Here is a 14434-nt window from a genome sequence, read left to right on the forward strand (position 1 = left end):
TCGTCCTTTCTCGCCCTCGCGGCGGAGGGCTGTCGTACGACCCGGCGGGGGGCGGCGGGCGGCTGCCGTCACCCGGCCGGACCGGCCCCGTGGCCCCCGGCCCCCGGGGCTGCTCTGCTGGCCCTGACGGCGCCGGAGCCCCGGCCGCCCGGCGGACGGCAGCAGGGAGCACCGGCCATGACGACGGCCATCATCGGCCTGGGCAACATCGGCGGCAGAGTCGCCGCGAACCTGGCCCGGGGCGGCGAACCGCTGCTGCTCGCAAGCCGGGAACCGCAGGACGCGGTGGACGCGGCCGCCCGGCTCGGCAACGGCACCGAGGCCGTGACCGTCGACGAGGCGGTCGAACGCGCCGACGTCCTGGTACTCGCGGTCTGGTTCGACACCATCAAGGAGCTGATCGCTGCCTGGGGCGACCGGCTGGACGGAAAAATCGTCGTGGACCCGTCGAACCCCGTCGCCGTCGACGACCGGGGCGCGTTCCGGAAGACCCTGCCCGAGGACCAGTCGTCGGGCGCGGTCGTCGCCTCGCTGCTGCCGGACGGCGCCCGGCTGGTGAAAGCGTTCGGCACCCTGTCCGCGGACACCCTCGGCTCCGCCGCACACCGCGAGCCGCCCCGGGCGGCCGCGTTCTACGCCACCGACGACCCGGCGGCCGGTGCCACCGTCGCCCGGCTGATCACGGCGAGCGGCTACGACCCCGTGCCGGTCGGCGGAATCGACCGGTCGATCCGGATCGAGGTCTTCGGCGACCTCCACGAATCCACCCTGGGCACCACCCTGACCGCCGAGGAGGCGACCGCCAGGGTCTGAGCGGGGCGCGGGCGGGTGAGCGGCGGGGCTCGTACGCTCGGAAGTACGGCAGACACCCCCGGAGCGGGAGGTTCCGAATGCAGGCCGCCTGGTACGAGGAGCAGGGCCCGGCCGCCGATGTGCTGCGGGTGGGCGAGCTGCCCGGCCCGGTGCCCGGCCCCGGCGAGGTACGGGTCCGGGTCGCCGTCTCGGGCGTCAACCCGGGCGACACCAAGAAGCGGCGCGGCTGGCTCGGCTCCCGGATGCCGTATCCGAGGGTGATCCCCCACAGCGACGCGGCGGGGGTCGTGGACGCCACCGGGGACGGTGTGGACGCCCGGCGGACCGGCGAGCGGGTCTGGGTGTACGGGGCCCAGTCGTACCGCCCCTTCGGCACGGCCGCCGAGTACACCGTCGTACCCGCCGCCCAGGCGGTCCCGCTGCCCGCGCACGTCGGCGACGACCTCGGCGCCTGTCTCGGCATCCCCGGGATCACCGCCCACCGCTGTGTCTTCGCGGACGGCCCGGTGGACGGCCGGACCGTGCTCGTCCACGGCGTCCTCGGGGCGGTCGGCTCGCTGGCGGCCCGGCTCGCGCGCTGGGGCGGGGCCACCGTCCTCGGGACGGTCGTCCGGACCGGGGACCTGGCGGAGGTCGACCCGGCGGCCGTGCACCACGCCGTCGCGCTCGACGGGGACGACCCGGCGGCGGCGCTGCGGGCCGCGGCGCCGGGCGGGGCCGTGCACCGCATCGTCGAGGTGTCACTCTCCGACAACGCGCCGCTGGACGCGGCGGTCGCGGGCAACGACACGGTGATCGCGGCATACGCGACCCGGGCGGATCCCACTCCCCTGCCGTTCTGGGAGCTGCTGTTCAAGAACGTCACCCTGCGGCTGCTCGGCAGCGACGACTTCCCGCCGGAGGCCCGCGCGGCGGCCGCCCGCGATCTGACGTCGGCGGCCGCGTCGGGCGCCCTGACCGTCCCCGTACGCGAACGCTTCCCCCTCGCGGAGATCGCCCGCGCACACGACGCGGTGGACGCGGGCGGCCGCGGACGTGTCCTGGTGGATCTCCCGTCCCGGTGACCCTCCGGGGCCGGCCGCCCGCGGTACCTCTGCGGGACGGGGCGGTCATACGGAACCCGGCCCGGGCGGCGGGTGCGGTGCCGCCGCCCGGGCCGGGCAGTGTGCGAGGTGGAGCGGGCCGGGCAGTGTGCGGGGTGAAGCGGGCCGGGCGGTGTGCGGGGTGGAGCGGGCCCGCCCCCGGGTCAGCCCAGCAGTCCGCCGAGGACCCCGCTGCCGCCGCCCGAGTCGCTGCCGCCGCCGGAGCCCGAGCCGCCCGGGGAGTCGGCGCCGCCCGAGCCCGCCGGGGCGCCGGAGGAGCCGCCGGAGGAGGAGCCGCCCGTGGAGGAGGGGCCGGAGGAGCCGGACGGGGCCTTCGCCGGGCCCGAGCGGTCCGGGGAGGTACGGCGGCCGGTGGTGCCCTGCGTCTGGCTCGGCCGGTCGCCGACCCGGCCCGTCTCGCGGACGGTCTCGGCCGGGGCCGCCGACTTCTGCTCCTCCTTCGGCTTCTCCTTCGCGCTGCGGCTCGCGGCGGGCGACGGCTTGCGGTCCTTGCCGCCGCCGGTACCCGCGGAGGCCGGGCCGCCCGTGGGGCGGTCCTGCGGCAGGGAGGAGCCGGGGAGGTAGTTGGTCGGGTCCTGGCCGGGCCGGGGGACGTTCACCACGGTCTGGGACCGTACGGCGCCGCCCAGCACCGAGCCGATCAGCAGCGTCAGACCGACGACCACCGCCGTGATCAGCGCACCGCGCCGCAGCACCCGGCGGCGCAGCTCCCACAGCTCCGAGCGGGGGCCGAGCCGCCGCCAGGCCTCGCCCGCGAGATGGCCGTCCACCGAGTAGACCGGGGCACCCGCGATGATCAGCGGCGACCAGGCGGCGAGATAGATGATGTCGGGCGCGTCGTACGCCGGGACCGTCTTCCAGCTCACGGTCAGGATCAGGGCCGCCGACAGCAGCGCCCCGACCACCGCGGCCACCCGCTGCCACAGGCCCAGCACGGTCAGGACACCCACGACGACCTGGAGGAAGGCGACGGTGAGACCCGCGCCGACGGGGTGCGAGAGGGCGAAGTCCCGCAGCGGCTCGGCGAGCGCCCACGGGTGGAGGGAGTTGAGCCACTTCACCATGGAGCCGCGCTCGCCGCCGTCGAAGTAGACGGGGTCGCAGAGCTTGCCCATGCCCGCGTAGATGGAGATGAAGCCGAGGAAGACCCGGAGCGGCAGCAGCACCACACCGAGGTTCATCCGGCGGCCCGGGTAGTACGCGTGCCGGACCGCGTCGTTGCCGTGGCGCTGCGGGCGGCCGGTGGTGACGGTCTGGTCGAACTCGTCCTCGTCGCCGGGCCCGTCGTAGCCGGCGTAGCCGTCGGCGGCGCGGCCGCCGCGGCGGGTGCCCCGGCCGTCGTGGTCGTCCCGGCCGTCGTCGCCGAAGGCGGGGCGGGACGGGACGGCGTCGTACGCCCCCACCGCCTGGCGCATCGGCGGCAGCAGGGGCGCCACCGGCACGGGCGCGGTGTCGGTCGCGCCGGTGTCGACGTCGACCCGCGGGATGACCTGTGTCGCCCCCGTACCCTCGTAGCCGTCGTAACGGTCGCCGCCGGGGGCGTACGCCCCGCGCTCGACAGTGGCCGTGGCGGAGGAGTTCCGCACGGCCTGGAGCAGGCCCGAAGCGGCCGTGTCACCGGGCGCGGACCGCCCGCTCCAGACGACCGGCGGACGCCGCCGCGCGGCGGCCGGGGGGCGGGCGCCGGCCCCGGGTCGTACGGGGCGCGGCCGCGCGCTCGGGGCGAGCTGCACCCGGAAGCTGGCGTGGTTGACGATGACCTGCGCGGGGTCGGAATGAACCTTCACCATGCTCAGCGCAGGCTGATCATCGAACCCTGACCGGGGCGTTCTGGTGTCCACACTCATCTAACCGAGTGACATCGCGTTAGGACACTGTCACTGTCCGCCTTTCCTGTCCGAGGCCCGTCAAGCGCAGGTGAGAGGCCCGGAACGGTCCGAACCGGCGGAGGCAAGCGCGGCGCGCCGGGCGTGTCGCAGCATCACCCGTTCAGGATGCGCCGTTCGGCATGCGCCGGTCCGGACGCGTGAGGCACAAACGCGCGGGGCGGGAGGCGCCGCGCATGGTGCCCGGCCGGGACGCTCCGGCGCGGACCGCGGCGCCCGGAGAGCGGAACACCGCCCCGGCGCGGGCCGGAGCGGTGTTCGGGCAGTCGTACGGAGACGGCGTACGGGGACGGCGTACGGGGACGGGGCGACGGGCGTACGGCCCCGGAGGCCGGGGTCAGCGGCGGCGGGCCGCCTCGTAGAGCACCACACCCGCCGCGACGCCCGCGTTCAGCGATTCGGCGCCGCCCGGCATCGGGATCCGGACCAGGAAGTCGCAGGTCTCGCCGACCAGCCGGGACAGGCCCTTGCCCTCGCTGCCGACGACGATGACGACCGGGCCGCCGAGCGCCTCCAGGTCGCCGACCTCGTGGTCGCCGTCCGCCGACAGGCCGACGACCGTCAGGCCCGCCTTCTGGTAAGACTCCAGGGCGCGGGTCAGGTTGGTGGCGCGGGCGACGGGGGTCCGGGCGGCGGTACCGGCCGAAGTCTTCCAGGCGCCGGCCGTCATACCGGCGGCCCGGCGCTCCGGCACGACCACGCCGTGGCCGCCGAAGGCCGATACGGAGCGGACGACGGCGCCGAGGTTGCGCGGGTCGGTGACGCCGTCGAGGGCGACGATCAGCGGGTCCTCGCCGTCGTCGAAGGCGGCGGCCGCGAGGTCCTCGGGGTGCGCGTACTCGTACGGCGGCACCTGGAGGACCAGGCCCTGGTGGTTGAGCCCGTTGGTCATCCGGTCCAGCTCGGGCCGGGGGGCTTCCATGATGTTGATGTTGCCGCGGCCGGTGGCGAGCTGGAGGGCCTCGCGGACCCGCTCGTCGTTGTCGATGAACTGCTGGACGTAGAGCGTCGTCGCGGGCACACCGTCGCGCAGCGCCTCGAAGACCGGGTTGCGGCCGACGACCATCTCGGAGGTGCCCTTGCCGCCGCGGCGGGCCACCGGCCGCCGCTGGGCCTGCTTGGCCTTGGCGTTGGCGACACGGTTCTTCACGTGCCCCTTGCGGGCGGACGCGGGCGGCGTCGGGCCCTTGCCCTCCAAGCCGCGGCGTCGCTTGCCACCGCTGCCGACCTGCGCACCCTTCTTGTTGGATGTGCGGCGGTTCCTGCGCTGGCTGTTCCCGGCCATGGCTCTCTGCTTCCTGCTGTTACTGCTGCGTCTACGTCTCTGTATGTCAGTGTGCCGCCCGCCGGAGCGGGCGGCACATCACCGGCGCTACCGGTGCGAGGGGCTCAGCGGCTGCCGAGCGTCCACCGGGGGCCGTCGGGGCTGTCCTCGATGACCAGCCCGGACTGCTGGAGCTGGTCGCGGATCGCGTCCGCGGTGGCCCAGTCCTTGCGGGCGCGGGCCGCCTCGCGCTGCTGGAGCACGAGCCGTACCAGGCTGTCGACGGCGCCGTGGAGGTCGTCGCTGTCGTCGGCCTCGCCCGCCCAGTGCGGGTCGAAGGGGTCGAGGCCGAGGACGCCCAGCATGACCCGCACCTCGGCGGCCCGGGCGATCGCGGTCTCCTTGTCGTCGGCGGCGAGCGCCGAGTTCCCCTGGCGGACCGTGGTGTGGACGACCCCGAGGGCCTGCGGGACGCCCAGATCGTCGTCCATGGCCTCGGCGAAGGCGAGCGGCACCTCGGGGGCGGGCTCGACCACCGAACCGGCCTTCTCGCAGACCCGGGTCAGGAAGCCGGTGATCCGGGCGAACGCGGAAGCCGCGTCGTCCAGCGCCTCCGGGCTGTACTCGATCATGGAGCGGTAGTGCGGGGTGCCCAGGTAGTAGCGGAGGACGATCGGCTTCCAGCGCTGCACCATCTCCGAGACGAGGACCGAGTTCCCGAGGGACTTCGACATCTTCTCGCCGGACATGGTCACCCAGGCGTTGTGCACCCAGTACTTCGCGAAGTCGTCGCCGTACGCCTTGGCCTGGGCGATCTCGTTCTCGTGGTGCGGGAAGATCAGGTCGATCCCGCCGCCGTGGATGTCGAAGGCCGGGCCCAGGTACTTGTGCGCCATGGCCGAGCACTCCAGGTGCCAGCCGGGGCGGCCGCGGCCCCAGGGGGTCTCCCAGTCGGGCTCGCCGGGCTTGCTCGCCTTCCACAGGGCGAAGTCCCGGTGGTCGCGCTTGCCGGTCTCGTTGTCGGCGGAGGGCTGGCGCAGATCGTCGATGTCCTGGTTGGAGAGCTCCAGATAGCCGGGGAAGGAGCGCACGTCGAAGTAGACGTTGCCCTCGGCGGCGTAGGCGTGACCGCGTTCGATCAGCCCGCGCATCATCTCGATCATCTCGGGCACATGGCCGGTGGCCCGGGGCTCGTAGGTCGGCGGGAGGCAGCCCAGGGCGTCGTAGCCCGCGTTGAAGGCGCGCTCGTTCTCGTAGCCGATCGACCACCAGGGGCGGTTCTGCTCCGCCGACTTCTTGATGATCTTGTCGTCGATGTCGGTGACATTGCGGATGAACGTGACCTCGTAGCCGCGGTAGGCGAACCAGCGGCGCATGATGTCGAAGTTCAGCCCCGACCTGATGTGCCCGATGTGCGGGGCGGCCTGCACGGTAGCGCCACACAGGTAGATCGAGACACAGCCCGGCATAAGCGGGGTGAAGTCACGGATCTGCCGGGCGCTGGTGTCGTACAGGCGAATAGTCACCCCCCCAGGGTAGTGGGCGCGCGACAGTGCCCCGCTCCTTCCCGGCCATTCGCCCGGCCGCGGGGATCCTTCTGAGCTGGCGCACGGGCCGCAGCCGGCGCCCGGCCACCCGGAACGCGGGCAGCCGGGAGCCGCCGGTGAGCGGCGGGGGGTCAGATCCGGCCGACGACCTTGCGCGGGGTGATCCGGACGACGACGCGCTGGGCGTCGTCCGCCGCGGCCGGGTTGAACTCGGCGTACTTCTTGCCGACGTACTTGACGGCCAGCTCGTCGATCAGCTCCGGGCCGCCCTCGGTGGTGATCTCGACGGTGCCGCGGATCTCGGCATAGGTGTAGGGCGCGTCGAAGGGCTGGACGACGACGGTGACGCGGGGATCGCGGCGGAGGTTCTTCTCCTTCTGCCGCCCGATCGTGGTCGAGATCAGCAGATCGTCACCGTCGCGCTTCACCCAGACCGGGGACACCTGAGGGCTGCCGTCGGGCTGGATGGTGGCGATGTTGACGAAGACGGGGGAGTCGAGCAGGGCCTTCAGTGCATCCGACAACTGGGCAGACATGGTGTTGCCTTCCTGGTCCGGGGGCCACGATGGGTGAGGGTCGGACCTCCGCGCGTCACGGATGCCCGCCGGGTGAACCATGCCACACGGACGGTTGTTCCCGTCCGTGTGTTGCCGCCGTATGAACAATGCCGGGGCCTTCCGGGGGCCGGGGCAGGGGCGGGTGCCTCGCGCGTCTCCGCGCCCCGCCCCGCCCGTGTCCGGCTCCCTTGTACGTGTCCGGCTCCGGCTAGGAGCCTGCGGGCGTCTCCGTGCCCGTACCAGTGCTCGTACTCGTACGGAAGACGAGCGCCGTCGCGATGGCGGCCAGCCCCTCCGCCCGGCCGGTCAGGCCCAGCCCGTCCGTCGTCGTACCCGAGACCGAGACGGGTGCGCCGACCGCCGCGCCGAGTGCCTTCTGCGCCTCGTCGCGCCGCTTGCCGACCTTCGGCCGTACGCCGATGACCTGGACGGCGACATTGCCGATCTCGAAGCCCTCGGCGCGGACGATACGGGCCGCCTCGGCCAGGAGCGTGACACCGGAGGCGCCGGACCACTCGGGGCGGCCGGTGCCGAAGTGCGCGCCGAGGTCGCCGACGCCCGCGGCGGAGAACAGGGCGTCGCAGGCGGCGTGCGCGGCGACGTCCCCGTCCGAGTGGCCGGCCAGCCCGGCGCTCTCGCCCTCCCAGAGCAGCCCGGCGCACCACAGCTCGCGGCCGGGCTCGAAGGCGTGCACATCGGTCCCGATGCCGACCTGCGGCAGCGGGAACGGGACCACGGGCACCGGCGCGGACGGGACGGCGGCCGCGGCGGCCCCGGTGTCCCCGGCGGCGGTTGCGGGATCAGAAACCATCGTTGGCCCTCCTGCGGGCGAGTACGGCCTCGGCGAGGACCAGGTCGAGCGGACGGGTCACCTTGAACGCCTCTTCGTGACCGGGCACCACGACGACCGGCTCGCCGAGCCGCTCCACCATGCCCGCGCAGTCGGTGGCGCCCTCGCCGTCCGCCGGGACGGTGTCATGGGCGCGGACCAGGGTGGCCCGGTCGAAGCCCTGCGGTGTCTGGACGGCCCGCAGCCGGGACCGCTCGGGCGTGGCGACCACGGGCTCCGGCTCGCCCTTCGCGCCCGGGGTCACCTCCTTGACGGTGTCCGCGAGCGGCAGCGCCGGGACGACCGCGGGCGCTCCGTCACGTACCGCCTCGATGACGGCGTCGACGGTGTCGACGGGCACCAGCGGGCGGGCCGCGTCATGGACGAGGACGACCGGGACGGAATCGGGGACGGCGGCGAGACCGAGCCGTACGGACTCCTGGCGGGTCTCGCCGCCGGGGACGACGACGACCTCCGTACGGTCCGGCAGGGCCACATCGGCGAGGAGGTTGCGTACGCCCTGGGCTTCCTCGGGCGGCGCGACGACCACGACGAGGGCGACGGCGTTGGACGCGGCCATGGCGCGTACGGCGTGCACCAGCATGGGTGTGCCGTTGAGCGCCCGGAGCGCCTTGGGGGCTCCGGGGCCGAGCCGTACCCCCCGTCCGGCGGCCGGGATCACCGCTGCGGCGCGGGGTGTGAGCGATCGGTCTGACATCGGTTGCACTCCGGCAGGTTTGTTTCCTCGGCCCTTTTGGGTATGGCCTCAGCGTGCCGGGCGCGACGCCTTGACGGACCCTTCCGTGACGACGGTCTGCGCCAGCCGCCCGGGCCCGGCACACCAGGGCCGGGCTCCCTTCGGGGGCCGGGTCTCCTGGGAAAGGGCCGTGCGTGTGACTGCTAGTTGTGTACGTGTGACTGCGTGACTGCTAGGTACGGCTGCGTAGCTGTGGCCGCTGCTCCGGCACTGCGGTGTCAGCACTGCGGTGTCAGGTGACAGTAGACGAACATGCCGCAGTGCCCGGCAACAGTTCAGTGATCAATGGCGATCACATCATGTCGGCGGGCACCGCGGCAGTTGTGTGTACGTCCGGCCTTACCGGTTCCGCTCGGGCGGGCCGGTCAGCGGCCGTGCGCCTCAGGACGCGAGGACCTCGTCGAGCAGGGCCTCGGCCTTGTCCTCGTTGGTGTTCTCCGCGAGGGCGAGTTCGCTCACCAGGATCTGGCGGGCCTTGGCGAGCATCCGCTTCTCACCGGCGGAGAGTCCGCGCTCCCGCTCACGGCGCCACAGGTCGCGCACGACTTCGGCGACCTTGATGACATCACCGGAAGCGAGCTTCTCCAGATTTGCCTTGTAGCGGCGGGACCAGTTCGTCGGCTCCTCGGCGTACGGCGCGCGCAGCACCTCGAAGACCCGGTCGAGCCCGTCCTGACCGACCACATCGCGTACGCCCACGAACTCCGCATTGTCCGCCGGCACGCGCACCGTCAGGTCGCCCTGGGCGACCTTGAGCACCAAGTAGGTCTTGTCCACGCCTTTGATCTGGCGAGTTTCGATGGCCTCGATCAGCGCGGCCCCGTGATGGGGATAGACCACGGTGTCGCCAACCTTGAACGTCATGTGACAGGTACCCCTTCCGTGGCTATCCAGGGTAACACGGATACAGCTTCTTCTGAATGGCGTTTTCGCAGGTCAGGGCATATCTCGGGGCTTGACAACAGCGATGGCAACGTGCTGCGGGCGGGTTCCGGAACACGGTATTCGCAGGTCGGAGCGGCTCTGCGGACAGGCGGAAACACGGGCGACACACCTGGCCGGGGGCCCGCCGAAGCAGCCGAACGTCCCGATTTGCCGGGTTCTCATGGTGAACTTCCCGTACTCCGTTCGGACCTCGGCCACCCGTACGGACGGACGCCGGGAACAATCATGAATTGATCTTCGAATGTCCATCGGTATTCATTACCGCCACACCCGCACCACACGTCCACGACTTCCCACCACTTCCCCGGCCGCCTCTTCCGCCGCCCCTTCCGGCGGCACTTCCCGCCGCACTTCCCTCGGCACTTCCCTCGGCCGCTCGATCCCGTGGCGGCGGCCGCCCGGAATTGATCACCTGTGGCGTTAGCCGTTAGCGGTTAGCCGATTTGCGAACGGCGGGTGAATCCCGGGAATCGCGGCCCGAATCCCGGCCCGCCCCTCCCGGACCCCGGCGCCGGGCCCGCTCCCCCGGCCACCGGTCCGGCCACCGACCCCGGCTCCGGCATGTCCGGGCAGGCCGGGACGGGTGCGGCGGCGGGGAGCGAAGGGCCCGTAAGGGGCGGGTCGGGTGCGGGCACGGCGGAAGGGCTCTGTAATCTGTGGACGAACTGACGCGGGCCCAGCCGCCATTGCGCCGGTTCACGCAGAACCCGCTCCGGTTCACGCCGGAACGGGGCAGTACCAGAGCACCACCAGAACAGTCCCGAGCCAGATCCGTACGTGCAAGGAGATGCCGCCGTCGTGAGCCTCCCCCTTACTCCGTCCGGGGGCGCTACCCGCCTTCGCCGCGGCGCTGTCGCCGTGACCGCGGTCGCGCTGTCGTTCGCCGCGCTCACCGCGTGCGGCGCGGGCAACAACGCGCAGACGCTCGGCATCAAGCCGGACACCGCGACGGCCTCGGTGGACAACATCGCCATCCAGAACGCGAACGTCATCACCCAGGAGAAGGCGGGCCAGGGCGGCCCCGCGGTCGTCTCGGCGACCCTCTTCAACAAGGGCGAGACCGACCAGACCCTGGACTCCATCACCCTGGGCGGCGGCGCGGGCACCGTGAAGCTCACGGCCGCGTCCGGTTCCGGTGCGGTCACCGTGCCCGCCCAGGGCACGATCGTCATCGGCGGCAAGGGCAACGCCTCGGCCGTGATCGAGGACGGCGCCGCGCTGGAGAAGAAGATCGGCGGCGTCCAGGAAGTCGTCTTCAAGCTCAGCAAGACCGGCGATGTCCGGCTGGAGGCGTTCGTCGTCCCGGCCTCGGCCGACGGCTACCAGGGCTTCGGCCCGAGCAGCGCCCCCGCGCCCGCCCCCGAGGCCTCCGCCTCCCCGTCCGGTGCGCCGGGCGCCGAGGGCGAGAAGAAGACCGAGGGCGCCGCGGACAAGCCGGCCGAGGGTGCCGAGGGCACGGAGGGCGCCGACGCGCCCGAGACCCCGGAGACGCCCGCGGGCTGATCCCGCGACCGCGTACAGCAGCAGAGACGAGGGCGCCCCACCTTTCCGGTGGGGCGCCCTCGTCCGTAGGCCGTCCGGTCCGGCCGCCCGGACCGTGCGTATGGCCGCCGGTCCGGCCGCCTCGTCCGCATGCCGTTCCGGTCCCGTACGCGGCCCGTCCGCCGGTCCCGTACACCGGTCCCGTAAGCCCGTCCGTCCGCCCGTGCCGTACGGCTCACACGGCACGGGCGGCGGACGGCGCTACGGACGGTGCTACCGCTGTCCGGGCACGGCCTACGGCTCGAACTTGTAGCCGAGGCCGCGGACCGTGACCAGATAGCGCGGGGCGCCCGGGTCCGGTTCGATCTTGGCGCGCAGCCGCTTGACGTGGACGTCGAGGGTCTTGGTGTCCCCGACGTAGTCGGCGCCCCAGACCCGGTCGATGAGCTGCATCCGGGTGAGCACCCGGCCCGCGTTCCGCAGCAGCATCTCCAGCAGGTCGAACTCCTTCAGCGGGAGGTCGATCTTGCCGCCGGAGACGGTGACGACATGGCGGTCGACGTCCATCCGCACCGGACCGGCCTCCAGGGCGGCCGGAGCGGCCTCCTCCGGCTCGCCGCGGCGGCGCAGCACCGCGCGGATCCGGGCGACCAGTTCGCGCGAGGAGAAGGGCTTGGTGACGTAGTCGTCCGCGCCTATCTCCAGGCCGACGACCTTGTCGATCTCGCTGTCCTTGGCGGTCACCATGATGACCGGCACGTTCGAGCGGCCGCGCAGCTGGCGGCAGACCTCGGTCCCGGGGAGCCCGGGCAGCATGAGGTCGAGGAGGACGAGGTCGGCGCCGTTGCGCTCGAACTCGTCGAGGCCCTCGGGTCCGGTGGTCGCCACGGCGACCTCGAAACCCTCTTTGCGGAGCATGTAGGAGAGAGCGTCGCTGAACGATTCCTCGTCCTCGACGACGAGCACTCGGGTCACGGAAGGACCTCCGGGGCAGGGATCTCGATGTTCGGATCGGTGGGGGGAATGGGCGGGTCGGCGTTGTCGGCGCGATCCGGTTCCGTGCGGGAGCGGTGGCGTACGGATCCCGCTTCCGGGAGTCGCAGGGTGAAGGTGGAACCCTGGCCCTCGGAGCTCCAGACCGTGACCTCCCCGCCGTGCGAGGCGGCCACGTGTTTGACGATCGCCAGCCCGAGGCCGGTGCCTCCGGTGGCGCGCGAGCGGGCGGGGTCGACGCGGTAGAAGCGTTCGAAGACCCGTTCGCGGTCCTTTTCGGAGATGCCGATGCCCTGGTCGGTGACGGCGATCTCGATCAGATTCCCGCCCGGGGCGGGGACACGGCGGGCGGAGATGCCGACGCGGGTCCGGGCCGGGGAGTAGTTGACGGCGTTCTCGACCAGATTTCCGAGGGCGGCGGCGAGCTGGCCGCGGTGCCCCCAGATATGCAGGCCGTCGGTGCCGCCGGAGACCATGGTGATGTTCTTGGTGGACGCCGGGTGGCGGGAGCGGTCGATCGCCTCGGCGACCAGTTCGTCGACGCGCACCGGCTCGGAGCCGTCCAGCGGATCGTCGTTCTGGACCCGGGAGAGGTCGATCAGCTCCTGGACCAGGCTGGTCAGCCGGGCGGCTTCGATCTGCATCCGGCCGGCGAAGCGGGAGACCGCCTCGGGGTCGTCCGAGGCGTCCATCACGGCCTCGGCGAGCAGGGAGAGAGCGCCGACGGGTGTTTTCAGCTCATGGCTGACGTTGGCGACGAAATCCCGGCGTACGGCTTCGATGCGGCGGGCCTCGGTGAGGTCCTCCACGAGCAGCAGGACCAGCCGGGAGCCGAGGGGCGCGACCCGGGCGGAGACGGCGAGCGCCTCGCCCCGGCCGGTGCCCCGGCGCGGCAGGTCCAGCTCGACCTGGCGGATCTCGCCGTCGCGGCGGGTGTCCCTGGCCATCTTCAGCATTGCCTCGACGGTCAGTTTTCCGCCACGGACCAGCCCGAGGGCGTACGCCGCGGAGCTGGCCTTCACCACCGAGTCGCTCTCGTCGAGGACGACCGCGGAGGAGCGCAGCACGGAGAGCACGGTGTCGACGCCGGGCGGCAGCACCGCGTCCGTGTGCAGCGACGACCGGGTGGGCCGGCGCTGCTCCCGTTCGCTCCAGCGGAACGCCAGCACGGCGAAGACGCCGGTCAGCAGACCGCCGATCGCCGCCACTGCGGCGACCGCCGCGTTCACGTCCATGCCTCAAGGTTAGGCATGGTCATCGCATTGGTCTCGGCCGAAGGGGTGAGCCGGGGGACTCGTCGCCCAGAGTTCACCGCGGGGACGGGGCCGGTTCATTTGGGAAAGTGGGGGGCGACTCCTTGGCCGCGGAACGTGGGAGCGTGGGGGTTCACGGACCCCATCCGGGCCCCGGTCGCCGCGACCGGACCACGGTCACCGAGAGAGGGAACTCCATGCGGGACGCGTACCACGAGGAACTGGACTCGATCAGCGAGAGTCTGGTCGAAATGGCCCGGCTGGTCGGGTCGGCCATAGGGCGCGCCACGACGGCGATGCTCGACGCGGATCTGAAACTGGCCGAAAGTGTGATCGCGGCCGATCAGAAGGTCGACGATCTCCAGCACGATCTGGAGGGGCGGGCCATTGCCCTGCTGGCGCGCCAGCAGCCGGTGGCGACGGATCTGCGGATAGTGGTGACGTCGCTGCGGATGAGCGCGGACCTGGAGCGTTCGGGTGACCTCGCGCAGCATGTGGCGAAGCTGGCCCGGCTGCGCTTCCCGGAGTCGCCGGTGCCGCGGGATCTCCAGGCCACCATTCTGGAGATGGGCCAGCTGGCGCAGCGGCTGATGGCGAAGGCGGGCGAGGTGATCATCACCAAGGACGTCGACCTGGCGCTCCAGCTCGAAACGGACGACGACGAGATGGACCTGCTGCACCGGACGCTGTTCCAGCATCTGATGGACGACCGCTGGAAGCACGGCATCGAGACGGCGGTGGACGTCACGCTGCTGGGTCGCTACTACGAGCGGTTCGCGGACCACGCGGTGTCGGTGGCGAAGCGGGTGGTGTACCTCGTCACGGGCGAGCACGCGGACGAGATCCAGCCGGACACGGTGGACCAGGCGGACGCGGTACAGGCCTGATCCCCGCGGGAATCCCGGTCCCGCGGGGCGCCGGATGCCCTTGTGACGCAAGGGCCGGGCGGGCCGTGCATACGCTCCGTACCCGTGCCTCCACGCGCTGTTGATGCGCCCGCCGGAG

Annotated in this window: 13 protein-coding genes; 4 read left to right on the top strand and 9 right to left on the bottom strand. The window is 72.6% G+C overall.

Annotated elements, in window-relative coordinates; translation table 11 throughout:
• Window positions 1–177 precede the first annotated feature (177 nt).
• Complete coding sequence (locus tag ACWDR0_RS11120; protein WP_456351368.1) at window positions 178–813, top strand: NADPH-dependent F420 reductase; 636 nt, start codon at window positions 178–180, stop codon at window positions 811–813.
• Window positions 814–890: 77 nt separating this feature from the next.
• Window positions 891–1877 carry an NADPH:quinone reductase gene (locus tag ACWDR0_RS11125; protein WP_456351369.1) on the top strand — a complete coding sequence of 329 codons (987 nt, stop codon included), beginning with the start codon at window positions 891–893 and terminating at the stop codon, window positions 1875–1877.
• Between the two features lie 182 nt (window positions 1878–2059).
• Here the strand turns inward: ACWDR0_RS11125 and ACWDR0_RS11130 are convergent, their stop codons facing one another.
• The 7 genes from ACWDR0_RS11130 to ACWDR0_RS11160 all read right to left on the bottom strand — a co-directional run bounded on the left by ACWDR0_RS11130 (window position 2060) and on the right by ACWDR0_RS11160 (window position 9620).
• Complete coding sequence (locus ACWDR0_RS11130; protein WP_456351370.1) at window positions 2060–3763, bottom strand: DoxX family membrane protein; 1704 nt, start codon at window positions 3761–3763, stop codon at window positions 2060–2062.
• Window positions 3764–4139: 376 nt separating this feature from the next.
• A complete protein-coding gene (gene rlmB, locus ACWDR0_RS11135; protein ID WP_456351371.1) occupies window positions 4140–5087 on the bottom strand; it encodes a 23S rRNA (guanosine(2251)-2'-O)-methyltransferase RlmB in 948 nt (315 codons plus the stop codon).
• A gap of 104 nt (window positions 5088–5191) precedes the next feature.
• Window positions 5192–6592: a cysteine--tRNA ligase gene (cysS, locus tag ACWDR0_RS11140; protein ID WP_456351372.1), complete on the bottom strand. Its 1401-nt coding sequence runs from the start codon at window positions 6590–6592 to the stop codon at window positions 5192–5194.
• Window positions 6593–6744: 152 nt separating this feature from the next.
• On the bottom strand, window positions 6745–7149 hold the full coding sequence (locus ACWDR0_RS11145; protein ID WP_456351373.1) for a PPOX class F420-dependent oxidoreductase: 405 nt from the start codon (window positions 7147–7149) through the stop codon (window positions 6745–6747).
• A 229-nt stretch (window positions 7150–7378) separates the two neighbouring features.
• Entirely contained in the window at window positions 7379–7981 is a 603-nt protein-coding gene (gene ispF / locus ACWDR0_RS11150; RefSeq protein ID WP_456351374.1) for a 2-C-methyl-D-erythritol 2,4-cyclodiphosphate synthase, read from the bottom strand.
• On the bottom strand, window positions 7971–8717 hold the full coding sequence (gene ispD / locus ACWDR0_RS11155; RefSeq protein WP_456351375.1) for a 2-C-methyl-D-erythritol 4-phosphate cytidylyltransferase: 747 nt from the start codon (window positions 8715–8717) through the stop codon (window positions 7971–7973). The genes ispF and ispD overlap by 11 nt, the downstream gene beginning before the upstream one ends.
• Before the next feature lie 420 nt (window positions 8718–9137).
• Complete coding sequence (locus ACWDR0_RS11160) at window positions 9138–9620, bottom strand: CarD family transcriptional regulator (RefSeq protein ID WP_003953493.1); 483 nt, start codon at window positions 9618–9620, stop codon at window positions 9138–9140.
• Window positions 9621–10559: 939 nt separating this feature from the next.
• Between ACWDR0_RS11160 and ACWDR0_RS11165 the strand changes: the two genes are divergently transcribed.
• The gene (locus tag ACWDR0_RS11165; RefSeq protein ID WP_456351376.1) at window positions 10560–11204 is read left to right on the top strand and encodes a hypothetical protein; all 645 of its coding nucleotides are present in this window, start codon (window positions 10560–10562) and stop codon (window positions 11202–11204) included.
• 273 nt (window positions 11205–11477) lie between these two features.
• On the opposite strand, the gene ACWDR0_RS11170 is transcribed toward ACWDR0_RS11165, so the two are convergent.
• Together ACWDR0_RS11170 and ACWDR0_RS11175 are read right to left on the bottom strand one after the other, a co-directional pair.
• Window positions 11478–12158: a response regulator gene (locus ACWDR0_RS11170; protein WP_456351377.1), complete on the bottom strand. Its 681-nt coding sequence runs from the start codon at window positions 12156–12158 to the stop codon at window positions 11478–11480.
• Window positions 12155–13411 carry a sensor histidine kinase gene (locus tag ACWDR0_RS11175; protein ID WP_456351378.1) on the bottom strand — a complete coding sequence of 419 codons (1257 nt, stop codon included), beginning with the start codon at window positions 13409–13411 and terminating at the stop codon, window positions 12155–12157. The genes ACWDR0_RS11170 and ACWDR0_RS11175 overlap by 4 nt, the downstream gene beginning before the upstream one ends.
• Before the next feature lie 215 nt (window positions 13412–13626).
• Between ACWDR0_RS11175 and phoU the strand changes: the two genes are divergently transcribed.
• A complete protein-coding gene (gene phoU, locus ACWDR0_RS11180) occupies window positions 13627–14316 on the top strand; it encodes a phosphate signaling complex protein PhoU (protein ID WP_456351379.1) in 690 nt (229 codons plus the stop codon).
• Window positions 14317–14434 lie beyond the last annotated feature (118 nt).

This window comes from Streptomyces sp. NPDC003691 (genome assembly GCF_053981115.1).